At 46.6% G+C, this 25,788-nt stretch carries 20 protein-coding genes; 5 read left to right on the forward strand and 15 right to left on the reverse strand.

Translation table 11 applies throughout. From position 1 onward, the window contains the following. Positions 1-21: 21 nt before the first annotated feature. The 5 genes from DBZ16_RS03490 to yhbY form a co-directional block, all read right to left on the reverse strand. Entirely contained in the window at positions 22-1,503 is a 1,482-nt protein-coding gene (locus tag DBZ16_RS03490) for a DUF1266 domain-containing protein (protein WP_107812929.1), read from the reverse strand. 34 nt (positions 1,504-1,537) lie between these two features. Further along, positions 1,538-1,966: a gamma-butyrobetaine hydroxylase-like domain-containing protein gene (locus tag DBZ16_RS03495; RefSeq protein WP_107812930.1), complete on the reverse strand. Its 429-nt coding sequence runs from the start codon at positions 1,964-1,966 to the stop codon at positions 1,538-1,540. 535 nt (positions 1,967-2,501) lie between these two features. Then, positions 2,502-3,791, reverse strand: coding sequence for a CAP domain-containing protein (locus DBZ16_RS03510; protein ID WP_107812932.1), 1,290 nt, complete (start codon positions 3,789-3,791; stop codon positions 2,502-2,504). A gap of 140 nt (positions 3,792-3,931) precedes the next feature. Beyond that, the gene (locus DBZ16_RS03515; RefSeq protein WP_003760069.1) at positions 3,932-4,198 is read right to left on the reverse strand and encodes a hypothetical protein; all 267 of its coding nucleotides are present in this window, start codon (positions 4,196-4,198) and stop codon (positions 3,932-3,934) included. Between the two features lie 204 nt (positions 4,199-4,402). Next, positions 4,403-4,687, reverse strand: a complete 285-nt coding sequence (gene yhbY, locus DBZ16_RS03520) for a ribosome assembly RNA-binding protein YhbY (protein WP_107812933.1) — start codon at positions 4,685-4,687, stop codon at positions 4,403-4,405. A gap of 108 nt (positions 4,688-4,795) precedes the next feature. On the opposite strand from yhbY, the gene DBZ16_RS03525 reads away from it, so the two are divergent. The 3 genes from DBZ16_RS03525 (at position 4,796) to recB (ending at position 11,379) form a co-directional block, all read left to right on the forward strand. Then, positions 4,796-5,416, forward strand: a complete 621-nt coding sequence (locus tag DBZ16_RS03525) for an RlmE family RNA methyltransferase (protein ID WP_107812934.1) — start codon at positions 4,796-4,798, stop codon at positions 5,414-5,416. A gap of 64 nt (positions 5,417-5,480) precedes the next feature. Beyond that, a complete protein-coding gene (ftsH, locus tag DBZ16_RS03530; protein WP_107812935.1) occupies positions 5,481-7,514 on the forward strand; it encodes an ATP-dependent zinc metalloprotease FtsH in 2,034 nt (677 codons plus the stop codon). A 223-nt stretch (positions 7,515-7,737) separates the two neighbouring features. Further along, positions 7,738-11,379 (forward strand): exodeoxyribonuclease V subunit beta, encoded by a 3,642-nt coding sequence (gene recB / locus DBZ16_RS03535; protein WP_107812936.1) that lies wholly within the window; start codon positions 7,738-7,740, stop codon positions 11,377-11,379. A 349-nt stretch (positions 11,380-11,728) separates the two neighbouring features. Here recB and DBZ16_RS03545 read toward each other — a convergent pair whose 3' ends face one another. From DBZ16_RS03545 to tssK, 6 genes are all read right to left on the reverse strand, one after another. Continuing rightward, positions 11,729-11,947, reverse strand: a complete 219-nt coding sequence (locus DBZ16_RS03545; RefSeq protein ID WP_003760086.1) for a YdcH family protein — start codon at positions 11,945-11,947, stop codon at positions 11,729-11,731. Positions 11,948-12,536: 589 nt separating this feature from the next. Continuing rightward, positions 12,537-15,356: a type VI secretion system ATPase TssH gene (gene tssH, locus DBZ16_RS03560; protein WP_107812938.1), complete on the reverse strand. Its 2,820-nt coding sequence runs from the start codon at positions 15,354-15,356 to the stop codon at positions 12,537-12,539. Between the two features lie 71 nt (positions 15,357-15,427). Next, positions 15,428-15,916 (reverse strand): Hcp family type VI secretion system effector, encoded by a 489-nt coding sequence (locus DBZ16_RS03565; protein ID WP_003760091.1) that lies wholly within the window; start codon positions 15,914-15,916, stop codon positions 15,428-15,430. 71 nt (positions 15,917-15,987) lie between these two features. Then, positions 15,988-17,628 (reverse strand): OmpA family protein, encoded by a 1,641-nt coding sequence (locus DBZ16_RS03570; RefSeq protein ID WP_107812939.1) that lies wholly within the window; start codon positions 17,626-17,628, stop codon positions 15,988-15,990. 18 nt (positions 17,629-17,646) lie between these two features. Continuing rightward, positions 17,647-18,306: a DotU family type IV/VI secretion system protein gene (locus DBZ16_RS03575; RefSeq protein ID WP_107812940.1), complete on the reverse strand. Its 660-nt coding sequence runs from the start codon at positions 18,304-18,306 to the stop codon at positions 17,647-17,649. Between the two features lies 1 nt (position 18,307). Then, positions 18,308-19,654 (reverse strand): type VI secretion system baseplate subunit TssK, encoded by a 1,347-nt coding sequence (tssK, locus tag DBZ16_RS03580; protein WP_107812941.1) that lies wholly within the window; start codon positions 19,652-19,654, stop codon positions 18,308-18,310. Between the two features lie 168 nt (positions 19,655-19,822). On the opposite strand from tssK, the gene tssB reads away from it, so the two are divergent. Both tssB and tssC read left to right on the forward strand, forming a co-directional pair. Beyond that, positions 19,823-20,320 carry a type VI secretion system contractile sheath small subunit gene (tssB, locus tag DBZ16_RS03585; RefSeq protein WP_107812942.1) on the forward strand — a complete coding sequence of 166 codons (498 nt, stop codon included), beginning with the start codon at positions 19,823-19,825 and terminating at the stop codon, positions 20,318-20,320. Positions 20,321-20,360: 40 nt separating this feature from the next. Further along, complete coding sequence (gene tssC / locus DBZ16_RS03590) at positions 20,361-21,890, forward strand: type VI secretion system contractile sheath large subunit (RefSeq protein WP_003760102.1); 1,530 nt, start codon at positions 20,361-20,363, stop codon at positions 21,888-21,890. A gap of 482 nt (positions 21,891-22,372) precedes the next feature. On the opposite strand, the gene guaA is transcribed toward tssC, so the two are convergent. The 4 genes from guaA to DBZ16_RS03610 all read right to left on the reverse strand — a co-directional run bounded on the left by guaA (position 22,373) and on the right by DBZ16_RS03610 (position 25,775). Further along, positions 22,373-23,938: a glutamine-hydrolyzing GMP synthase gene (gene guaA / locus DBZ16_RS03595; protein WP_107812943.1), complete on the reverse strand. Its 1,566-nt coding sequence runs from the start codon at positions 23,936-23,938 to the stop codon at positions 22,373-22,375. 126 nt (positions 23,939-24,064) lie between these two features. Then, positions 24,065-24,403, reverse strand: a complete 339-nt coding sequence (locus DBZ16_RS03600) for a LiaF transmembrane domain-containing protein (protein ID WP_070656742.1) — start codon at positions 24,401-24,403, stop codon at positions 24,065-24,067. A 178-nt stretch (positions 24,404-24,581) separates the two neighbouring features. After that, on the reverse strand, positions 24,582-25,031 hold the full coding sequence (gene smpB, locus DBZ16_RS03605; protein WP_269208434.1) for an SsrA-binding protein SmpB: 450 nt from the start codon (positions 25,029-25,031) through the stop codon (positions 24,582-24,584). A 99-nt stretch (positions 25,032-25,130) separates the two neighbouring features. Then, the gene (locus DBZ16_RS03610) at positions 25,131-25,775 is read right to left on the reverse strand and encodes a hypothetical protein (RefSeq protein WP_107812944.1); all 645 of its coding nucleotides are present in this window, start codon (positions 25,773-25,775) and stop codon (positions 25,131-25,133) included. Positions 25,776-25,788 lie beyond the last annotated feature (13 nt).

Here is a 25,788-nt window from a genome sequence, read left to right on the forward strand (position 1 = left end):
AGGGGTCGTCTGAAAGTTTAATCATTGAGAGGCAAACCTGTCTTTCAATTTGTTCATGGCTACGCCGAATGCTGAAATTTCATCTCTGAAGGTGATGGCGTTTTTATCGTCATCCACTGTATGCTTTTTGTGAAGTAGCTTGGTATAGTCCAGCAGATTGATTGCCAAATAATCTTTTTTATTGAGATAACAGCGCAATTCTCCCGTGTAGTGGCATTGTACCCTCAAGACCGTATCTTTCCAGTCGATTCTGTATAGTTTCTTGAAAAATAAAACGCCTTTTTTCAGATAAATACCTCGGTTGGTCAGCAGCGCATCAGCCATACCAAAGCTGCTTGATGCGGAATAGGTGTTTGCCAAGATGGGCCACTCGCCCGGTTCCAGCTTCAATTTAAAGGCATCCAATAATTTTTTGGTTTCCTCAAACAAGGAAGAACTCATCTCTAAAGTATCGACCGGGGAAATAAAGGATTGGACTTCATTCACTTTGGTCAATAAGGCTTCACAACGGCGGCTTTTAAACGTATTTAGGAAATCCGTGTAATAAATGTCGATCATGTCGGTAAAATCAGCCATTGTCAGACCGATTTTCGAACTTTCGTCCTCATAATCTTTTAAGAGTAACGCGACATTTTCCTGATTTTGTTTGATGTCCGACAGGCTGATATATTTTTCAAGCAGCGAACAGAGCCTGCTTTTTGCCTGTTCCCAACTGTCTGTCCAAATACCGCTTGCCGCGAAAGCATCATAAGGCGAGGTAATGGCGATATAGACCGATGCACCTCTTTCGCTCAAATCCGTTTTCGTGCCTATGCCTTTGAAATCCCAATAAGCACCTCCCAAAATATAACTTGCGATGTACTCCTCCCAGCTGCCGAACATTTTTAATATTTTTTCGCCGTAAAATTCAATCAGTTTTTCATAATCCTGACGTTTTAAATAGCCGACTGCAAAGCTGTTGCTGATAATCTGTACAATCCGCGCATAATCAAATCCGCGCATATTTTGCTTTTCACATAATGCATAGAAATCAGCGGCATCGGTGCAGAAACGTTCAAAATAAGAAACATCTTTCTTTCGGAAAAAATATTTTGTCAGCCTTAAAAGAAAGGCTTTCTGCTTGTTGAAGTCTGATTCCGTATATTCAACGCCAAACTGATCGAAATAGGTTTTGACGGCATGATCATCCAAAAATTCGACTATAAATGCCTCAACGGGCATATTCGAAGCGTTGCCCTTCGCTCGCTTCAGGGCAGAAATTAAGACGCAAAAATAAACGTTCTGATCGAATCCGTTTATCGCATCAAGCGCACTCTTTTCATTTCTGACGCCGTAATACTCTTCCAATGCCTGCGCCAACTCTGCCAAACTGCTTTGGCTTGCATCTTCAATCCCGCTAAAAAAATGGCTTCGCGCATATTGTTCGGAAATAAAAATCAAATCAATGGGTGAAACGCGATAAGTGAAGGCAAAAAGTGTATAAGGAACAAAGGTGATGTCCATCTGACGCTTTCAAAAGAATCGATACGCTCAGCAATCAATGATGCCCGCCGCAACTGCCGCTGCCGCAGGAATGTTTGTTACCGGCAACGAGGTCATCGGCACTCGGCATTCGAGAAGCTCCGGCTTCTTTCATTCTGCGGAGATAATCCTGCCAAAGCGCATCATAATCGTAAGCCAATTTATAAAGATAAGCCCAGTCATACAAGCCGCTATTGTGACCGTCTGAAAAAGTAATTTTGAGCGCATACTGACCGACGGGGTCCAAATCGGAAATCGTGACTTCTGCTTTACCTGTCTGCAAGACATCCTGTCCTGCGCCATGCCCGCGCACTTCCGCGCTGGGAGAGTAAACGCGGAGAAATTCGGCAGGAAGGGTTTTGCGTTCGCCGCGATAAACCAAAACCAAAGCCGATCGGTCATGTTGCAAACGGATTTCTTCTGGAATGTTATCAACTTGGTTCATGTCATACCCCCCATTTTCTTTCGCAGCACCGCTACTCGGATTGAAAAAACGCCGCCCAAAAACGCAGACAGCAAGATTAAAAAAAGCGAAAAACGGTTCAGCGCAATCCGCATCGGCATATCCAAACCCAAATCAAACACTGCCAAAACCACATATATCAGGAAAGAAAGCATCATCAGTCCGATACAGACAAAGGCATAACGCGTATGGGCGGCAATTTTCGGATGCGGATCGTTGTTTGAGAAACAAGAAATAAAATTTCCGCTATTCTAACAGTTTTACGGTTTACCCAAATAAAAAGTATAGTGGATTAAATTTAAATCAGGACAAGGCAACGAAGCCGTAGACAGTACAGATAGTACGGAACCGATTCACTTGGTGCTTCAACACCTTAGAGAATCGTTCTCTTTGAGCTAAGGCGAGGCAACGCCGTACTGGTTTAAAGTTAAGCCACTATATATTGCCCTACCCTACCTTATTGCGTATGAAAAAGGTCGTCTGAAAACCTGTTTGGATTTCAGACGACCTTGATTGCCTATTGCCAGATATAAAGCAAGACTGCCTTATCATTTTCTTCTTTCGGCGTTAAACGGACATCATCTCCTTTATCTCCGGTAACCCGTACCACCATACCGCCGATCTGACGCTCCATGACTTCAAGTTTCGCTTTGCCGCGTTGGCGGTAAACATACTCCTCGCATTCCCGCTGACACCAAAAATCCTTCCAATGAATGAAATATTTCTTGCCCGATTCAATAGCCAGTTTCTCTCCGCCCTTAACGATGAAATAAGGATAATCAGGCTTTTTCGTTCTGAAAGTCCATTCGGCTTTTTTAGATTTGCCATTGCGTTCATACTCGAATACGGCGCGATACGCGGTATCGTATTCCAAAGGCGACAAGGGAAATAAGGCAAACTGTCGATCAGAAAACGTATGATTCGGATCATTGCTTGCCGTCATCACCTTGACCTTCTCTATTTCGGATTTGCCTTGGTAAAGCTTGAAAGACTTCATTCGGATTTTTCCGGCAGATTCCGCAAAAGCAATACTGACCGGATTGCCGGTAAATTCGTAGCCGGGCATGGGGTCGGGATGTTCGCCGTGAAAATCCGGCATGGCAAAATTGCCTTGCGGATAAACGACATAAAGAAACTCGCGTTGCGCCTTGATTTCGTCCGCATAAACAATGGCATGGTTGTTGCAGGCATTTTGATAGTAACGCCGCCCCGGTTCAGGATAAACCCTGCCTAAACCGCAATAAAAATTAAACTGATGATTTCCCTGATTGATGGCGACTGATATGCGCCCATCACGATGCTCAAATGCTGCACCGGCTTCATCAATGCCTTGTTCCAACAGAGAGAAGCGGTGATAAATGGCGGTCATCAAACCGTCAATCTGCTGCTGAACAGGCAAATGGGTATCTACCTCTTCAGGATACGGGTAAAAACCGGTGCTGATATTTTCATGTACGCCATCATAAAAATAACCGACCCTTTGGGCGCGTTCCGCCGGACGGTTGCCCGTGAAAAACGGATTGCTGCGATGACGTTCGTCATGACCGTCTTCAGGGTTCTGCAACAAATAACGCGCATGATTGCGGGCAGATTTTTCTAAAACCGATGAATGCGCCAAAGTCGGCAACCCCGCGTTTGCACGCAAAAAGTTCAGGTAAGCCAATCCGCCGAATGACGAAACGGAAGACCTGTCATGCGGCGACTCAGCATGAATCAGCTCGTCATGGGAAATCCTATGGTTTTGCTGGTAATAAAAAAAACCGAATGCCGCAGCCAGCAGCAGAAGCCAGAAAGTGAGATTTTTCATCTTGTTATCAATATAAGTGAGAAGACGGCGAAAGTTATGCCTATTTCATTGCAAATTCTGAATCATACAGGATAAAGGTCGTCTGAAAAACCAAAACCCCGACTACAAACCGTGTAATCGGGGTTATCCATAAAAAAGGCTTAATATTGGTATTGATTCTGCTCAGGATATTGGTTCTGCGCCGGGTAGGGATATTGATTCTGTCCGGACATTTGAGGCTGTACTTGTTGGCGGTTGTCGATTCTGCTGCCGGTACGTTCCAATGCCTGACCTGCCTTACCGATACCATGCCCAATACCGCTGACAGAACGCCCGATAATGCGTGAACCATCTTCCCGAACGCCGTTCCAAGTATTGTGACAGCCTGCCAAAGTCAATAAAACCAGTGCAACAGATAATGCTTTCATGATGTGCTCCTATCGTTAGTATAGCCAATCCGCAGCTTTAAAAACTGCGGGTGTGTTCCCATTGACAGTAATCAATCTTAGAGAGTTTATCGATTTTCCTGATTTTACGAGCGCATAACAAAAACACTTGGTAAGAGTCATAAATATTTTCAGACGACCTTTTGTACATCTGTCCTTAAGATGTCTGAATATGCTCTTGAAGAATCAACCCTCTAAGTTTTTACGCCACAACACCAAGAGTTTACCGATATGCTGAACCAGTTGCGCATCAACGGCTTCGCACAGCGCATTGCAAATTTCAACGCGCTCGGCACGGTCATCGCCGAATACACGGACCTTGATTAACTCATGCGCCGTCAGGGCGGCATCGGTTTCCTTAATAACGGATTCGGTCAAACCTTGCTGTCCCACCATTACAACGGGATGAAGGTGATGCGCGCGGGCTTTCAATTCCAAAATTTCTTTAGTGCTTAATTTATTGTCAGTCATGTTCTAGTGCTTGAAAAGAAAGAATAATGCGGCATTGTACGCGATTTGGCGCAATCTCGGGGGAAAATAACGTACAATACGGCGTTTCTCTAAATCATTAAATATATTATGGCAGTACGTTCCAAATCATCCAAAGCCTGGCTTCACGAACACGTCAACGACCATTACGTCCACATGGCGAAAAAAGACGGCTATCGCGCCCGCGCCGCATACAAACTGCTGGAAATCAACGAAAAAGACAAATTAATCAAACCTGGCACGGTTTTGGCGGATTTAGGCAGTGCGCCGGGAAGCTGGTCGCAAGTCGCGGCAAAACTGGTCGGCAATTCAGGACGCGTGTTCGCATTGGATATACTGCCCATGGATGAAATAGAAGGTGTCTCATTTATTCAAGGCGACTTCAGGGAAGATGAGGTATTGGCGCAATTTGAAACCCTTCTCGACTCCCGCCCGCTAGACCTTGTAATTTGCGATATGGCACCCAATATGTCGGGTAACGCCGTAACCGACCAAGCACGCAGCTTTTACTTGTGCGAACTGGCTTTGGACTTTGCAGTCAATCACTTAAAAACGGGCGGCAGCTTTTTGGTGAAAGTATTTCAGGGAGCGGGCTATCAGGAATATATGGCAGCCATGCGCGAAATCTTCGGGACAGTGCAGACGCGCAAGCCCGAAGCATCACGCAATCGTTCCAGTGAGATTTATTTATTAGGGAAAAATAAACGCTGACAATACAGACAGCGTGTTTTAAAATCTTCCTTTCGTTTATCTTAATATCATGGAGTCTGGCTAAGTGGGGAATACCTTTAAGTCAATCCTGCTATGGGTTGCTTTGTGCGTCGGTCTGATGGCCGCGTTCAACGCACTGACCAGCAAGCAGGAAAACAAGCAGCAAATCGAATACTCTCAATTTATCCAACAGGTAAACAACGGTGAAGTGAGCAACGTCAAAATCGAAGGCTCCGCTATCATCGGTTATCTGATTAAAGGCGAACGCACCGATAAAACCTCTTTCTTTACCAATGCGCCTTTAGACGATAATTTGGTCAAAACGCTTCTTGACAACAAAGTCCGCGTAAACGTTATACCTGAAGAAAAACCGAGTATCCTTACCAGCCTGTTTTTCAGCCTGCTACCGGTATTGCTGCTGATTGGCGCATGGTTCTACTTCATGCGTATGCAAAGCGGCGGCGGCGGTAAAGGCGGCGCATTCTCTTTTGGTAAAAGCCGCGCCCGCCTGATGGACAAAGAAACCAATAAAGTTACCTTTGCCGATGTTGCCGGTTGTGATGAAGTAAAAGAAGAAGTACAAGAAATCGTTGATTATCTGAAATCCCCCACCCGCTACCAAAGCTTGGGCGGTCGCGTTCCGCACGGCATTTTGCTGGCGGGCAGCCCAGGTACGGGTAAGACTTTGCTGGCAAAAGCCATCGCAGGCGAAGCCGGTGTGCCGTTCTTCAGCATTTCAGGTTCTGACTTTGTTGAAATGTTCGTCGGCGTCGGTGCAAGCCGCGTGCGCGATATGTTTGAACAAGCGAAGAAAAACGCCCCTTGTATCATTTTTATTGACGAAATCGACGCCGTCGGCCGCCAACGTGGCGCAGGCTTAGGCGGCAGCAACGACGAACGCGAACAAACCTTGAACCAGCTTTTGGTCGAGATGGACGGTTTTGAAAGCAATCATACCGTTATCGTCATCGCCGCAACCAACCGTCCCGACGTACTGGATCCAGCATTGCAACGCCCCGGCCGCTTCGACCGTCAGGTTGTTGTTCCGCTGCCCGATATCCGCGGTCGCGAACAAATCCTGAAAGTCCATGTGAAAAAAGTACCTTTGGACGAATCCGTAGATTTGTCATCATTGGCACGCGGCACACCCGGCTTCTCCGGCGCAGATCTGGCGAACTTGGTCAACGAAGCCGCCCTGTTTGCAGGCCGCCGCAATAAAATCAAAGTTGACCAAAGCGATTTTGAAGATGCCAAAGACAAAATCTATATGGGTCCCGAACGCCGCAGCATGGTGATGCACGAAGACGAAAAACGTGCGACTGCCTACCATGAAGCAGGTCATGCGATTGTTGCCGAAAGTCTGCCGTTTACCGACCCTGTTCACAAAGTGACCATCATGCCGCGCGGTCGTGCGCTCGGTTTGACTTGGCAGCTTCCTGAACGCGACCGTATCAGCATGTATAAAGACCAAATGCTGAGCCAATTGTCGATTCTGTTTGGCGGACGCATTGCCGAAGACATCTTCGTCGGCCGTATTTCTACCGGCGCATCCAACGATTTCGAACGTGCCACCCAAATGGCGCGCGAAATGGTTACCCGTTACGGCATGAGCGATAAAATGGGCGTGATGGTTTATACGGAAAACGAAGACGAAGTATTCTTGGGACGCAGCATTACCCGTTCTCAAAATATTTCCGAAAAAACCCAACAAGACATCGACGCAGAAATTCGCCGCATCTTGGATGAGCAGTATCAAGTGGCTTACAAAATCCTTGATGAAAACCGCGACAAGATGGAAATCATGTGTAAAGCCTTGATGGATTGGGAAACCATAGACCGCGATCAAGTGCTGGAAATTATGGAAGGCAAACAACCTAGCCCGCCTAAAGATTACAGCTACAATCTGCGTCAGGACAATCCGGAACAACCTGAAACCGAGTCGGCAGCGCAAACTCCGGAAGCAATCAATCAACATGAACCTGCTTCCACAGAAACCGCTCAAGAGTCATCGGATAAAGCTCAAGAGTCATCAGAAACCGCTCAAGCGCCATCTGATAAAACCCAAGAGTCATCTGATAAACCTGAAGATCAAGCTTAATCGCACAAAAGAAAACGGCAGCCCAAAAAGCTGCCGTTTTTATTGTTTTCCGCACCCCATTTCTACGGTTGATATCTTCGATTAACTCTAACGAAACACAACCGAAAATCTCAAACCTTCCATACAACCAAGCTAAAGCTTTTTTTCATACCCAAGCTCCCCACCGTTTTCAGACGACCTCTGCTATGATTACGCCTTCTATCTGTACTTCCCTCCTTTTATCATGCCCGACAACGCCCCCATTCCAGCCTTCGACCCCCTAAGTATCCCCATATCGGGCACCAATCTGATTGAAGCCTCTGCCGGTACGGGCAAAACCTACGGCATTGCAGCGTTGTTCACACGCTTGGTTGTGCTTGAGCAGATGCCGGTTGAAAGTATTTTGACCGTTACTTTTACCAAAGCGGCGACGGCGGAATTAAAAACCCGTTTGCGCGCGCGTTTGGACGAAGTGTTGCAAGCCTTAGAAAGTGTGGAGGATACGGACAATCTTTCAGACGACCTCGCAGCATATTGCCGAGACAATCATCCGGGCGATGTGTTTCTAACCGGTTTGCTCAAACAGGCATTGGCTCAAGAAAGTCGGGGGCGGCTGATTGTCCGCCTCAAAGCCGCCATCGGACAATTCGACAACGCCGCGATTTATACCATTCACGGTTTCTGCCAACGCATTTTGCGCGATTATGCATTTTTGTGCCGCGCGCCTATGGATGTCGAATTGACCGAAGACAACCGTGACCGCCTGTTGATTCCTGCCCAAGACTTTTGGCGCGACCGCATCGTCAATCATCCCGTTTTAGCGAAGTTGGTATTCCAACGCCGCCAAACGCCGCAAACCATGCTGGTGGCAATACAAAAGTTCGTCAGCCGTCCGTATTTGGTTTTCAGACGACCCGAAGCAGACCTAGTCGCCGCGCAGGAAAACTTTCGGAAAACATGGGAAAAAGTGCGTTCCAAACTGGACGCTTTGGAAGAAACATTCTGGCGCATCCGTCCGATATTAAATGGGCAATCCTATCAAGAAAAAACATTCAAAACCGTCTTTCTCGAACTCCAATCCGCCTCCCAATCCGATACCCTTCCTTCTTTTAGCAAAACGACGGCAGAAAAGCTGCCTATGTTTGCCATAGAAGCTTTAGCATCCAAAGTCAAAAAGGGCAATACTCCCGATGCTGCCGCCTTTGCCGATTTGCAGATATTGGCGAATCTCGGCGCAGATTCGGCTGCCATTGCGCAAGCCGAAGAAGAGACGCTTACCCTGCTCCATCTTGACCTGCTCGACCATCTTAATGCCAGTCTGAACGAACAGAAAAAATCCAAGCGCGAACGCGGTTTCGACGATTTGCTGCTTGATGTTTATGACGCATTAACCGACAACCCGCAGGCCGATTCACTGGCTCAGGCGGTGGCGCAAAACTGGCGCATCGCCTTGATTGACGAATTTCAAGACACCGATCCGCTGCAATACGAGATCTTCCGAAAAATCTTCATCAGCCAAAACAAGCCTTTATTCCTAGTCGGCGACCCGAAACAAGCCATTTACAGCTTTCGCGGCGCCGACATTTACGCCTATCTGCAAGCCGCAGCCGACGCGCAACACAGCTACACGCTGGCGACCAATTACCGCAGCCATGCCAAGCTGATTAACGGCATAGGCGCATTGTTCCGCTGCAAAAACCGTCCTTTCGTCTTGGACGGCATAGACTATACCGAAGTCGGCGCCGCACGTTCCGAAAGCCGGCTTTCGCCGCCGCGCACCGCCATACAGATACGCTGGCTCAACGGCAAAGACGACGAAGTGCTCAACAAAGACATCTTGCGCCGCCGTGCATCCGAATATTGCGCCGACGAAATCGCCCACACGCTCAACGAAGCTGCCGAAGGTCGTCTGAAATTCAAAGACAGACCAGTCGTTTCGGGCGATATTGCCGTCTTGGTCAGGACGTTTAACGAAGGCGTGATGGTGGCAAAAGCGCTGAAAACGCGCGGCATACAAAGCGTTTTGCTCTCAAGAGAATCGGTTTTCACCACGCCCGAAGCCCTCGCCCTTGCCGCGCTGTTGGATTATTGGCTCAATCCCGGACAAATCGGCTCTCTGCGCTTTGTCTTATCCGGCACATTGTTCGGCTACGACGCGCAAGCCCTGTATCAACTCAACCGCAACGAAGCCGAATTATTAAACTGGATAAACACCTCCGCCGAATCCGTTGCCATTTGGCGGAAAAGCGGGATTTATGCCGCGCTGCAACACTTCTCCTCGTTGCACGGCATCGAAACCGGATTGCTTGCACGCGGCGACGAGCGCGGTCTCACCAATTTCCATCAGCTTTTAGAATGCCTCTCCGAAGAAGAAGGACAAAGCCTCAGCCCCGCCGCCCTGCATCAATGGCTCAACGACCAAATCAGCCTGGCGCAAGACCGCTCTGTCGGCGAATCAGGACTGTTACGGCTTGAAAGCGATGAAGCACTGGTCAAAATCGTCACCATGCATGCCTCCAAAGGTTTGCAATATCCTTTGGTCTATTGCCCTTTCGTTTGGGACGCGAAAGACATGAAGCCCTCCGATTGGCAAATCCTCCACACCGCCGACCACACTACGGAACTGCTTGCCAAATCGCAACTCAACGATGAAGACCGTATCCACCTTGCCGACGAAGAAATGGCGGAACGCCTACGCCTGCTGTACGTCGCGCTGACCCGCGCCGAAGAGCAGCTCGTCCTCCATGCCGCGCATTGCGGCGATACCGCCGATTCCCCTTTCGCCTACCTGCTTGAAGGCAGCGCCGACAGCAATCGGGCGGATACCCGCCAAGCTTATGAACAAGAACGCAAAGCAAACAAAGCCCTAGGCGAGCTGCAAATGCTGAAAAACAACTGGCTGCGTTTCCTCAAAAATCCTCCCGAACATACCGACTTCAGCTTTTCCGAAGACGCGCCGCAACCCGCTGCCGCGCAAAACCGCCATCTTTCAGACGACCTCTATCAAGCCGCCGTTATCCCTGCCCGCGGATTTCAGTTCATCCGACATACCAGCTTTACCGGCCTCAGCCGCCAAGTCAAAACCCGAGACGACGAGCGCGAAGAATTACAACCCGCACTCGACCCCGCAGAAACCGCCGCCGAAACAGAAAGGTCGTCTGAAACCGCCCTCCCCGTTTCAGACGACCTCCCAAACACCGACATCCACCATTTCCCGCGCGGCGCCAACGCCGGCGTCTGCCTGCATGAAATGTTGGAAAAATTCGACTTTGCCCAAAGCACCGAAAGCCAAAGCAGCCTGATAGCCGAAACCTTAACCCGCTACGGCTTCGACCTGCTCTGGACAGATGCCGTCAAACAAATGCTCGACACCTGCCGCAAAACACGCCTTGTTGCACAAAGCCTGTCTGAAATCCCACCCGAGCGCCGCCTTCCGGAAATGGGATTTACCCTCTACACCGAAGACTTCAAACTCCATGACCTGCGCCGCTGGTTTGCCCGCGAAAACAGCTCACTGCCACCGGAATGTATCGAAGCCGCGGAAAGATTGGATTTCCAAGACGTACAAGGTTTTCTCAACGGCTTCATTGACATGGTCTGCCAAGATTCAGACGACCTCGTATGCATCATCGACTACAAATCCAACCATCTGGGCGACAGCGCCGAAGCCTATACGCAACAAGCCATGAACGAAGCCGTAGCAGAGCACCACTACTACCTGCAAGCGCTCATCTACGCCATCGCCGTAGCCCGCTATTTCAAACTGCGCGGCAAGCCGTTACCCAAACTCGCCATCCGATACCTCTTCCTGCGCGGATTGGACGGCACGGACAACGGCGTCTGGCAATGGGACTTGGATACCGAATCCTTGGCGCAATGGCTGTAAATGGAATGAAAAAGGTCGTCTGAAAATATATAGTGGATTAAATTTAAATCAGGACAAGGCGACGAAGCCGCAGACAGTACAGATAGTACGGAACCGATTCACTTGGTGCTTCAGCACCTTAGAGAATCGTTCTCTTTGAGCTAAGGCGAGACAACGCCGTACTGGTTTAAAGTTAATCCACTATATGTGCAAGCGTTTTCAGACGACATTTGCTTTGTATTCATGCAATAAACCAGCACCTGTTTATTGTCTGTACTTCCCTTGCCTTATCCCGTCCTACGTTTCATCCGCAAACAAAAAGGTCGTCTGAAATCCCGATATCGGTTTCAGACGACCTGAGAAACTCGAATTATTTGCCTGCTGCTTTTTGCAGAAGAGCGTACAACTCGTCTTTCAGTTTCAATTTAGCTTTTTTCAGCTCTTCGATTTCTTCAGAGCCGCTGGTAACAGGGTTGTTTACCAAACCGGTAATTTTGTCATCCAGCTCGTTATGCTCGTCAAACAATCGTGCAAAATGCGCATCTTCTTGTTTTAATTTTGAAATTAAATCGCGATATTCTGGAAACATTTTGTTTTCCTCTTTCGTTGATATGGATAAAACGGCGCAATGCCAAGAAACTGATGGAAATCTCTATAGTTTCATTATAACAAAGCTATCGCTTTTATTCAGCCTTTTTTATCAGGCTGAGTCTGAGCGATATCAAACCCATTCGTTCGTAGAACAGCTTTTAAAGATCCGTGTTTTGACACAATATAAAGAGAGTAACAAGACATTATTTTCTCAATATTTATCAATACACTGCATAAAACCCGATTAAGCCGCAATCCCAATATAGCGGATTAAATTTAAATCAGGACGGCGTTGCCTCGCCTTAGCTCAAAGAGAACGATTCTCTAAGGTGCTGAAGCACCAAGTGAATCGGTTCCGTACTATCTGTACTGTCTGCGGCTTCGTCGCCTTGTCCTGATTTAAATTTAATCCACCATATATAATGGGTTTCAACGATACGTTAGCTATAAAAGGTCGTCTGAACTAAGAAAAGCTTTTTTTCAGACGACCTTTCGAATGACTCTCGGGATGCGTTATCAATAAAGTGAAAGTTTAACAAAGGCCGTCTGAACAACATAATAATTTCAGACGACCTATTCTCTTCCCATTATTCAAATAAAACGTCTATTCCGTCTTCGCCCAACTCCAATTTTGCATGTTCAGGCATATGCCCTGCGGTTTGCTGCCATTGCAAAAAGCTTTGCGCGATAGCAGGCATGACTTGGCGGTTGAGCAAATGGTCGATATTGCGTGCGCCGCTATCGCCGGTAGTGCAAGAATCAGCCAGAAGCGCTGCAAAATCTTCGCTGTAACTGAGGCGTGTTTGATGGGCTTCGTACAGTCGGTCAGCAATTTTGTCCAGCTTCAGTCTGACGATTTGAGCCAATGCCTCTTTTTCCAACGGACGATAAGGAACAACCTGCATACGCGCCAACAGCGCGGCTTGGAAATGGTCTGTCAGTATCGGACGAATCGCTTCTGCCAACTCTTCCAGACTGAATTCAGGTGTTTCATCGGTTTCAACAGGGTCGTCTGAAACGCCGGCGTTTTCAGACGAGCCATCCGGCATTTGTGCAGAAAGTTCGACTTCAGTGTCCACAATCTGCTCTTGCGCGCTTTGCTCTTTACCCTCTTCCGCAACAGCTTCTTCTGTTTCTTCAGGCTCTTGCGGTTGCAGCAATTGGGTCAATTCGTTTGCACCCAAGTTTGACGTCATCAGGATAACGGTATTTTTGAAATCGATTTCCCGACCTTCGCCGTCACGCATCATGCCTTTATCGAAGACTTGGTAGAAAAGGTTGAGAATGTCTTTATGGGCTTTCTCGACTTCATCCAATAATACAACGCTGTAAGGTTTTTGACGTACTGCTTCGGTCAAAACGCCGCCTTCGCCATAACCGACATAACCCGGAGGCGAGCCTTTGAGTTGGGAAACGGTATGCGCTTCGCGGTATTCGGACAGGTTGATGGTAATCAGCGATTTTTCGCCGCCGAACAGCGCATCTGCCAAAGCCAGCGCCGTTTCTGTTTTACCTACGCCGGACGGACCGCTCAACAGAAATACGCCCAATGGGGAATCGTTGGTTTTTAAACCAGCTTTAGCGGCTCTCAAACTTTGCGCGATAGCATGAATGGCTTCACTTTGCCCAACCACGCGTTTCTCAAGCAGGCTTTCCAGTTGCAGCAGGTTTGCCAGTTCGTCTTTGAGAACGCTGCCTGCGGGGACGCCCGTCCAATCGGCAATAATATCGGCGATTACGGTCTCATCAACGCTGGTGAAAATCAACGGTTTGCCCGCGACAACGGCATCAAGCTGTTGCTGTTTCTCGGTCAGACTGTGTTGCGCGGCTTGTCGCTCTTCAGAAGTCAATTCTGTATTCTTGGCAGCTTCCATCAAGGATTGGATTTCATCCGCCAATTGTTTTTCTTCCTGATATCGGCGGTTCATTTCTTCGCGCTCTTCATTCAATTGGGCAATCTCTTGCTCAACTTGTCGAATGTTATCTTGCTGCGAAGCATTCAGACGACCTAATTGCTTGTCGGCATCCAATGCCTCCAGCTCGCGTTGCAGTGAAGAAATTTGGGCATCCATCAAACCGAAAATATGAGGCACGGTATCCAAACTCATGCGGACGCGTGCGGCTGCCGTATCCAACAAATCTACGGCTTTGTCCGGCAGTTGGCGGCCGGTAATATATTTTCGGGAAAGTTGTACGGCTGCGATGACGGCGGAGTCCTGAATATGGACTTTATGGTAAGCGGCATAACGTTGCTTCAAACCGCGGAGCATGGTGAACGCAGCCTCATCATCGGGTTCGTCAACTTTGACCATTTGGAAACGGCGTTCCAACGCGGCGTCTTTTTCAAAGTATTGTTTGTATTCGCTCCAGGTTGTCGCTGCGATGGTACGCAATTCACCCCGCGCCAAAGCCGGTTTTAAGAGGTTGGCTGCATCCGCGCCGCCTGCACTGTTTCCTGCACCGATTAACGTATGCGCTTCGTCGATGAATAATAAAACGGGTTCTTCAGAATTCTGAACAGCCTCGATAACATTGCGCAGGCGTTGTTCAAATTCGCCCTTCACCCCCGCACCCGCTTGCAGAAGACCTAAGTCCAACACCAATACTTGGGTGTTTTCCAATATCTTAGGCACCTCGCCTGAAGCGATTTTCAATGCCAGACCTTCTACCAATGCAGTTTTACCGACACCCGGTTCGCCAACCAAAATAGGGTTGTTCTTACGGCGACGCGATAAAATATCCATCATTTGACGGATTTCAGTTTCACGTCCAAATACAGGGTCAATACCGCCCTGAGCGGCTTTTTCAGTCAAATTGACGGTAAAACGTGCAAGCGCATCGTTTTGTCCTGCTGTAGCGGTTTGTTGGGGTTTAGATTCCGCTGAAACTGTATGCTGACCTTCTTCTGAAGCCGGCTGCGCAAATGTATTATTCTCACCTTCGATAGAAACTTCGTCCAACCAAGTTTTCAGACGACCTATCTGTGTTTCAGTCAGGCTTAATAAGGGCCATGCTTCCTGCGTCATCAGACGGTAAGGAGATTTCAGCAATGCCTGATATAGGAAAGCCGAACGGATTTCAGATGCACCTTCGTCACTTGCCAACAACCATGCATCCGACAATAAACTAATCAATGATTTAGACAAAGAAGGATTACCACGAACATTGCGTGGAAGTTTGTCCATCGTACTCAACAAAGGATTCCAAATATTTTCTAAATCAATTTCGTAACGCCTCAATAAGGCATTAACGTCTCCATCCCCTAGTTCGAGCAATTTGATAAATAAATGGTCAACCGTAATTTCGGCATGACCTCGTGTTTGACATAAGCCAGCTGCAGCTTCCATCGCCTGCTGACAATGCGTGTTCAGACGACGTAATAATAATGCTTGATCATGTGCAGACATTTGATATCCCTGATGTAAAAATGTGTTATAAAAAAGTGCTACCTTTATCAGGCAGCACTTTATGTGGATTATTAAGCGCGGCTTTCGTTCCAGCTGTCGGAATGAATGATGTTTCCGTCTTTATAAGTCCAAGTGATTTTTTCGTAACGCAATTCAACGCGTTCCAAGTGATTGTAACGTTCGCGAGCAGGATCTTTGATGTTGTGCATTACAGGACCTACTGCTACAACTTTAACGTTGTCCAGTTTGGTATTGAAATACTCTTTCTCTTGACCGGAAGCGTCAATTTGGTACCACTTGATTTCTACTTCTTTCAAAGTTTGACCAGTTGTTACTGCTTTGTACAGGTATGGTGAAGAAGCATCGTATTCTTTGAACAATACGATAGGTTCGTGAACGCGAGTACCTGTCAATTTGCCGGTATTGGCATCCGTAGGAATACGGACATTGTGCAGAAATTCAACGATTTCAACGCTGTCTTCGCGACCATTGACGTCAACAGAACCTTTAATAACGGAACCGCCGTCGTCTTTCAACCACATATAAGCAGGAATTGCCATATTTTTACTCCTTAGTTTTATTGAAAACGCTTTAAGTTGTGATGCTTAAAGCAACTTGTGCTGCATTAGAATTACTGTTTTACAGCTGGAATCAGTATGATCTCAACCCTACGGTTTTTAGCCTTACCTTCTTCCGTCTGATTATCTGCAATAGGTTTGGTATCACCCAATCCTTTAACCTCAAACCGACTTTCCGGAACATTAGAAGAGATAACCAACCAATCTTTGACCGATTGAGCACGTTTTTCCGATAACTGTTGATTGGAAACAGGATTTCCAACATTATCAGTATGTCCTTCAACTAAAATGCGTGTATCAGGATGTGACTCAATTGCTTTTAATGCACCAATCAATGCTTTATTGGCATTATTTTTTAGTTCAAACTGACCTGTTTCAAACAAAGCCAAACTGTCTAAAGTAATAACTACTGGTTTCACAGGTTCCGGTTTTATCGGTTTTGGAGGTGGAGGATCTTTTGGCATTAAGGCTTTTAACTTTGGAATATATAAATCCGCACGATATAACCCTAATCCTAAATGTGCCGGCACACCCTCATCACGGTATTTCTCAAGCAATTGCAAATCCTGCTTTAACAATACCAAATGTTGTTGCCGCTCATTTGAATTTGCCTCAGACCTAACATTTTCTATATGCTGGCTGATTTGTTCTATTAAACGGCTATTGTTTTTCATAGAGAAAAACGAAGCAGATAAAAAACCTAATGCACAAACGGATAATACTTTAAAAAGTATATCAATAGCATGATTTTTATGATAAACGGTATATTTATCTGACAATTCGGTATGAATATATTGAAATTGATTACCTTGATAATTATTGAAAGAATGGATTAACCCTTGTGTATTCTTAGATATGTAAGTTGCCCATACTGATTTGGCTTGGCAGTCTCCATCATCAACTACACTTAAAATGCGTACGTCAACATATTCCCACCCCCCGTCTGTGCGATTCAACAATTGCGCTTCAACGCAATTGAGTGCTTCGATCAGCCAGATATATTGACAGCCGTTTGATTGTTTATTTTGCTGTAAAAACTCAATAGACAGACTTTCTTTAAAATCAGTAAAAAACTGCTTAATATTTAATACATTCCATCTGCCTTGAGTTTTTAAGGCAAAAAATAGCTCTCTTTTATCTGAAGACTCTTTAAAAAGAAAGGGGGCGCGAATAACGAAACTCACAGGTATAGATATACCCATCTTTTTCTGCAAAAACAATATATTGCGCAACCACCCCCGCATAACCATAGACACATCGGAATTTATAGCGGGAGACAACACCAGCTCTATGCTGAGTGAGATTTGTTTACGGGCTATATTCTGAAGCAGATTCCAAACTACAGTGTATAAATGTTCTGGATTAAAAATATTTATATATACTGTGTCATCATATCTCTCGACTAAATTTGACATCTTCACTGCGGAATCAGGCATACGCAAAACGTAGCGCTCGGTAAATCCCGTATTATTTAATTCTGTCGCAATTTGCTGCCAAACTTCTGAACCGATACTGATGTTTTCCTTGTTCTTACGCTGTCTGATTAACCAAACACACAAGATAGCAACAATTGACAAAGCTAGAATACCGCCTTTCAGCATCCAACTAGCTTGCCAATATATTGCCAATACATAAAACAGTATAAGCTCAACTACTATAAAAATAATGAAAGACGAGAGCTTTTGATAAGTCATTATGAAATTACTCTAAATTTATAATGCTTGAGTTTGTTCAGCCAAAGTATCCAGATAGTATCCAAATGCAAAATAAGCTACTACTGCAATAACAGAACAACAGATAAATACCCATATCGGACTAATCGTCAGCAAACTCTTAAGAGGCATGCTTTTACGATCAAGATAGAATATTTGTCCATCTTGAGTTACCGCATTGCTAGACAATCCAGAAACCATTTTTTTCAAGCTATTTTGTGAATTTTGGAGAGCCACTTCATCTAAAATATAACGCCCCTTGAAGCCTAAATTGATTACACTCAAATATGCCTCAGCGATCAAAGAATTAGCACTTCCTGTTTTGCATAGCTTTTCAATTTTGTCGCACAACACATCGCCTGCATTATATGATTGGAAGAAATGTACTTGCATGGGATTCATTTCCCATACTTCCCTATCACTTCCTTGCAGATTCTGCAGTGCAACCTCATCCAAAAGCGCACACTGCGCATAAGAAATCTCTTCAATCTCCTCTGCACTACGCCCAGAGCTTGCTAAATTCTTTCTTAAGTTTTCTACCAAAGTTTTGCAATACTCATACCATGTTGAGGCATGCTCGGGACTAAAACCTGCCGATAATGCGGATACAGTCAAAGCAGTATCTCTTAATTCACTTCGAATCAATGGATTATGGTTCATACTAAATACTCACTACTGCAAATAAGCTTAAATGTAAATTAGGTATAGATGTTGGAACATAAATACTACATACCTGCGATTGCATCATTCTTGAAAATGCCACATGCCGTTTGTCTAATCTAAAGTAAACATTATCCATTCGGAACGGCAAACCAGGAGGAGTTTGATTCAACAACTGCAAAGGCACTCCCATTACTGCCGTATTGATAACGCGTTCCACGTCTTCAGGCGCACCGATTTTGCTGACCAATGGCAATTGCTTCTGCAATTCAGCAAAAACAACGGAATCAGAATGAGCCGAGATATAAAACTCCGCATTATCATCAATCCTGCTGTCAAATATCTGAGCACGCCAGTGTGTAGATTTTGTATGTTCTAACGACAATTCGATGACAGGTGATGGAATTACTTCATCTAACAAACTGCGGATTTTCAACTCCAAACGGTTGAAGGTTCCAAACAAATCAAAGTGATCGTATGGCTCCATCTCATTAACTGATTCACTCACCCTGAATGTGTACAACATACCAAGTAAACGAACCAAGAGCTTATAAAGCTCCTCTGGATGTTGCTGCGGATAATCATTCAAATGTTTCAATTCAGGATAAATCGTATTTAATCCGTGCAAGAACCAAAACAATGTCGAATCAGACACAGAAAAATCGACCGTATTTTCACTACGAGCCCGACGGCGGGCAGATAAGTTATCTATACGGGACAACACCAGCAAAGTGATTCTATTCAGACATGAAAGTAAAACTTCCGATCCTGTAATCGACAATAATGGAGGGATGTAGTCTTTAGACCAAATCAATGCCCCATTCTCGTTTTTCTCCACTACGCCGATGGGGCATGTAATGTAATCGTCATTATCCTCGAAATCAAAACGAATTTGTAAATTTAATTGCTCAACGGCAAGTTCTGCCTCCTCAGCGGAAAATAAATCCTCAACTTGCTCAAACTTTTTCACAAACCGTTTAGGGGTATTTCCAGCACCGTTTTCATCGACCAAATTCGGTACATGCGCTTGATAAACCGGAAGAGCCAGCAACACTGTATTTCTTGCTCTCATAGGCAGGCTATTAATGTCACGAACTTCAACAGAGCCACTGCCCGACTGCAAATCGATCAAGGTTCCGTCCGGCAGACATGCCTGAAGTTCATTCAATTTAATTTTTCCTAACTCAAGCGTCTGCTGATCGAACTCGCAACGAAAACATCCCCACTTGAATTCGCCCATCAATTTTATTACTGTTGCATAAATGTAACTATTAAAAACGTTCTGCTGTTGGAAGTGCTGAGGAGAGAGTAAGACACCCTCTTCCCATAATGGTTTATGAAATTTCACTGTTTATACCTTTTAAATACCTTTTGTCAGATAAATTTTGAATGCAATAGACAACAGTATACCTAACATTTATACTATTTAGATAGAAATATATCCAAATTTAGTATTTATATTTCATTTTGAACAAAAGATTCCCCCTTCAACACATAACAGAGAATAGGATTAGCCGTGAGCAAAAGTTTCCAAAACGAAGTTCCACCTTCACGTATCAATATCAAACTAGACCTCCATACCGGAGGCGCACAGAAAAAAGTCGAGCTTCCGCTCAAGCTTTTAGTCACCGGTGATTACAGCAATGGCCAAGACAAACGCGACCTTGCCGAAAAAGAAAAAGTCAATATCAACAAAAACAACTTTGACTCCGTATTATCTGACTTCAACCCCAAAGCCAACCTGACTGTGAAAAACACCCTCTCCCCAGCCGCTGGCGAGATGAACATCAATTTGAATTTCAAATCTATGCGGGATTTCCACCCGGAACAAATTGCACAAAATGTTCCCGAGCTGCGTGCTTTATTGGCTATGCGCAACCTGCTCCGTGATTTAAAATCCAACCTATTGGACGATTCGGCATTCCGTCGCGAACTGGAAACCATCTTGCGTGACGAAAATCTGTCTGCCGAACTGCGCGACCGCCTCGAAAAAATTGCACCTGTTAACAAATAAAACACAAGGTCGTCTGAAAACACCCGTAAGGATTTAAAATATGCAAAAACGCCAAGAAGCCCAAACAACCGTTATAGAACAAGAAAACACAGCCAGTGTTTATGAAGCGCTGTGCCAAAAAATCAATTTAAACGCCGTCGACTCCGTCATCGACATCGAACAGTTCCAAAGCGCCGAAAAAATGTCCGAAGCCTCTGCGGATGAACGCATCGCAGCAGCGGTCAGCGTATTTTTAAAGATGATTCAGGACTCATCTCAAAAAGTAGAACGCCTCGACAAAAGCCTGCTGGACTACCACATCGCACGCATTGACGAACAGCTCAGCCGCCAATTAGATGAAATCCTCCATAACGAAGAATTCCAAAAAATCGAATCTGCATGGCGCGGTCTGAAATTCTTGGTTGACCGTACAGACTTCCGTCACAACGTTAAAATCGAAATCCTCGACGTCTCCAAAGAAGACTTGATTCAAGACTTTGAAGATGCGCCTGAAATCGTCCAAAGCGGACTGTATCGCCACACCTATAGCAACGAATACGACACCCCGGGCGGCGAACCTATCGGTGCAGTCATTTCCAACTACGAATTTGACCGCAGCCCGCAAGACATGGCTTTGCTGCGCAATATTTCACGCGTCTCCGCCTCTGCGCACATGCCGTTCATCGGCTCTGTCGGCCCATCTTTCTTCGGTAAAGAAAGCATGGAAGAAGTCGCCGGCATTCAGGATTTGGCGAACTATATGGATCGTGCCGAATACATCAAATGGAAAAGTTTCCGTGAGACCGATGATGCACGCTATATCGGTTTGACCCTACCCCGCTTCCTCGCCCGCCTGCCTTACGGTAGTGATACAGTTCCTGTACGCAGCTTCAATTACGAAGAACAAGTTAAGGGCACTGAACACGATCGTTACTTATGGGCAAACGCATCCTTTGCCTTCGCTGCCAACATGGTTCGCAGCTTTATTAACAATGGCTGGTGCGTCCAAATCCGCGGACCTCAAGCCGGTGGTTTGATCGAAGATTTGCCTATCCATATGTATGATTTGGGTACTGGCAACCAAGTGAAAATTCCTACCGAAGTCCTGATTCCTGAAACCCGTGAATTTGAATTTGCCAACTTAGGTTTCGTACCGCTGTCTTTCTATAAAAACCGCGATTACGCCTGCTTCTTCTCGGCCAACTCAGCGCAAAAACCTGCGCTCTACGAAACCAAAGAAGCGACGGCAAACAGCCGCATCAATGCCCGTTTGCCTTACGTTTTCCTGCTTTCCCGTCTGGCTCACTATCTCAAGCTGATCCAACGCGAAAACATCGGTACAACCAAAGACCGCCGTATGCTCGAACTGGAATTGAACACTTGGATAAATACATTGGTTACTGAAATGACAGACCCAAGCGACGAGTTGCAGGCAACTCATCCTTTGCGTGAAGCCAAAGTCTTGGTTGAAGACATCGAAGACAACCCTGGCTTCTTTAAAGTCCGTCTGTTTGCCCGTCCTCACTTCCAAATCGAAGGCTTGGATGTGAACCTGTCCTTGGTATCTCAAATGCCGAAAGAGAAAAAATAAACCATTGGATAACGGTATCGCATGATTTGTCTTCCATATATTCATGCCATGAATCATTAAGACAGCAGACCCTTGGTCGTTTACTGTCGAAGACAATCTAAAATGGTGCTGAACTCAAGCGGTCGTTCTGTATTTGCTACATGAACGACCGCTTTATTTTTTGGCAAATGAAATTCGTTAGGACGACATCGCGTTTTCTCCTTATATTGTCTCAACATATAGTGGATTAACAAAAATCAGGACAAGGCGACGAAGCCGCAGACAGTACAGATAGTACGGAACCGATTCACTTGGTGCTTCAGCACCTTAGAGAATCGTTCTCTTTGAGCTAAGGCGAGGCAACGCCGTACTGGTTTAAAGTTAATCCACTATATTGTCTAACGCACTTCAGCCACCTCCTTGTTCCATTATTCTTTTATAAAAACCAAAAGGTCGTCTGAAACCATTTCAGACGACCTTTTTATGCGTTTATATCTTTACTTTTATTCCCACTCAATCGTAGCAGGCGGTTTGCCGCTTACATCGTAAACCACGCGGTTGATGCCTTTGACTTCGTTGATGATGCGGTTGGACACGCGGCCGAGCAGCGAGTACGGCAGTTCTGCCCAATGTGCGGTCATGAAGTCGCTGGTGATGACTGCGCGCAGTGCGACGACGTAGTCATAAGTGCGCCCGTCGCCCATTACGCCGACGGATTTTACGGGCAGGAACACGGCGAAGGCTTGGCTAGTCAGGTCGTACCAAGACGTGCCGTTTTCGTCGGTAGTGTTGCGCAATTCTTGGATGAAAATATCGTCCGCCTGACGCAGCAAATCGGCGTATTCTTTTTTCACTTCGCCCAAGATGCGCACGCCCAAGCCGGGGCCGGGGAACGGATGGCGGTACACCATTTCGCGCGGCAATCCCAAGGCAACGCCGAGTTCGCGCACTTCGTCTTTAAACAAGTCACGCAACGGCTCAAGCAGCTTGAGTTTCATGTTTTCAGGCAAACCGCCGACGTTGTGGTGCGATTTGATGGCGTGGGCTTTTTTGGTTTTCGCGCCTGCGGACTCGATGACGTCGGGGTAAATCGTGCCTTGCGCCAGCCATTTGGCGTTGGTAAGTTTTTTCTCTTCGGCATCAAATACTTCAATAAATTCCGCGCCGATGATTTTGCGTTTTTTCTCAGGATCGGTAACGCCGGCGAGTTTCGCCATGAATTGCGCTTCGGCATCGACGTGAATCACTTTCACACCCAAGTTGCGGGCGAACATATCCATCACCATTTTGCCTTCGTTCAAGCGCAAGAGGCCGTGATCGACGAACACGCAAGTCAGTTGGTCGCCGATGGCGCGGTGAATCAGCGCGGCTGCTACGGAAGAGTCCACGCCGCCTGACAGACCCAAAATCACTTCGTCGCTGCCGACCTGTTCGCGGATTTTGGCAACGGCTTCTTCGATGTAGTTCGGCATCGTCCAGCTCGGTTGCGCGCCGCAGATGTCCAAGACAAAGCGGTTCAACAGGGCGCGGCCTTGTTTGGTGTGGGTCACTTCGGGGTGGAATTGGATGCCGTAGAATTGTTTTTCGACGTTTTCCATCATGGCAATCGGGCATGACGGGGTATCGCCGATAACGGCAAAGCCGTTGGGCAGTTTGGACACTTTGTCGCCGTGGCTCATCCATACGTCTAGCGTATTCGGCGCGTCGTCGTAAATATCGCGGGTCAGTTCGCTGTCTATGGTTTTGACTTGCGCGTAACCGAATTCGCGCTGGTTGCCGGGCTGCACCTCGCCGCCCAAGTGGTGCGCCATAAACTGCATTCCGTAACAGATGCCCAAAACCGGAATGCCCAAATCGAAAATGCCGGTATCGGCTTGATAGTCGGATTCGTAAACGGAATTAGGGCCGCCGGAGAGGATGATGCCTTTCGGATTGAAGGCTTTGATTTCGTCCAAAGGCATGTCGAAGGAATGCAGCTCGCAGTAGACATGGGCTTCGCGCACGCGGCGGGCGATAAGCTGGGTAACTTGCGAACCAAAGTCGAGGATGAGGATTTTGTCTTGGGTCATGGCGGGAACTTTGCAGAGTGATAGGGAACGGTCTGACTGTTTCAAAACGGGATTCCGATAACAAAACAGGTCGTCTGAAAACGGCGGATTATACCATTTTCAGACGACCTTTGCAGGGAGAGGGGCTTAGTTATCCTGCTGTTTATGCTGCTTATAAGGCACCATATCGCTGCGCGAAAGCAGCAGCAGGCAGCCCAGTATCATCATTCCCAAAGCAACCAGCGGCGAATAGCCGAGCCAATATTGATTGTGCAGATACACCGCCGCGCCGATATACACCAGCAGCGGGCCGGAAACGATAGACTGCTTGTTGACACCGTCCATCACCAAAACTGCAATCCCCGCCACCACCATACCGGCGGATACGATGGTCGAAGTTGCGGGCAGGATGTCCGTCGTTTTCAAAAACCAAACGGCACCGAAGATAATCAAAAACAGCGGCAGGAAAAGCGAAGAGCGAGACATGGCGTTACTCCGTAAAATTTCAGACGACCCTGATTATTGGGTCGCAGGGGTCGTCTGAAAAGCCTGAAGAAAGCAATCTTGGGTATGTTTTTGCAAACATAGGGCTTGATGTGTAAACGGTTGGCACACGTTTGCGGCGGCATCGGCGTCCGGCGGTCAATTCAAGCTGCTATCAGCCTCAGCGTACATTTTTCATCAAACGTTGTTTTTCGCGTTTCCAGTCGGCTTCTTTCAGGCTTTGGCGTTTGTCGTGTTGTTTTTTACCCTTCGCCAAGCCGATTTCCATTTTGATTTTGCCGCGCGTGAAGTGCAGGTTCAACGGCACAATGGTATAACCCGCGCGCTCGGTTTTACCGATGAGCTTGTTGATTTCGGATTGCTTGAGCAAAAGCTTGCGCGGACGGACGGGGTCGGGTTTGACGTGTGTCGAGGCAGTCGGCAGCGCGGTGATGTGGCAGCCGACCAGATAAAAAGCGTCTTTTTTCCAGTAGATATAGCTTTCTTTCAGCTGCACCCGCCCGGCGCGGATGGCTTTGACTTCCCAACCTTCCAATACCAAACCGGCTTCGAGTTGGTCTTCGATAAAGAAGTCGTGAAAGGCTTTTTTATTATTGGCAATACTCATTATTTTGATTCTTCTATACTTTTCAGACGAGCTATTTTATCAGCGCGTCCTAGAAATGAAAATGTTTGAATGTGAATGGATGCGATATGCCGACCGCGCGCCTTACCCTTTATTTTTTTCCATCAATAAAAACAACATGACGGCGTTTAATATCAGGATATCGTCGCTCGAAGCCGCTTGAGTTTCTTTGTGCAAACTGAATTTGCCCTCCCACAACGCCCTCAATTTCTTCAAGCGGTACACCACCGTATCATCGGGTCGGGTAATCAAATAAGTCGGATTGAAGACAAGACCTGTCAGCCAACCCAGATACGGAATCTCTCCTACCATTTTATCCAACACAGCCACCCAAGGATTTTTTTCGCGGATATGGAAGAGCAGTTGACCTTCCGCGTCCTTCACCTGATAGCTGGTGCGCCAAAGCGACTTAACCCCTTCATGTACTACTTTCCCCAACACCGTACCGGAAGCATTCTGAATGACATAGGTCGCACCAAAATCAATAACCCTGTCCGCCTGAATCGTAAACACAGGCGTATTCTGATCGCGATTGGGGAAAACCTGAATCGACTCTTTGAGCTTAAACATTTTCTGCCGCGTATAAGCGATTTCGTTCCCCGCTTCGTCTCTGACAAAAAAATCATTGGCAATGGATAAAAGTTTGAAATGGAAATAAAGCGGAAAGTTCAGACTGCTTACCTCCTTAGAAACACTCATGTTTTCATACATTTTTATATAATCAATCATCATGTTTTCCTTG

This window comes from Neisseria sicca (assembly GCF_003044565.1).
In the GTDB taxonomy this organism is placed as follows: domain Bacteria; phylum Pseudomonadota; class Gammaproteobacteria; order Burkholderiales; family Neisseriaceae; genus Neisseria; species Neisseria sicca_A.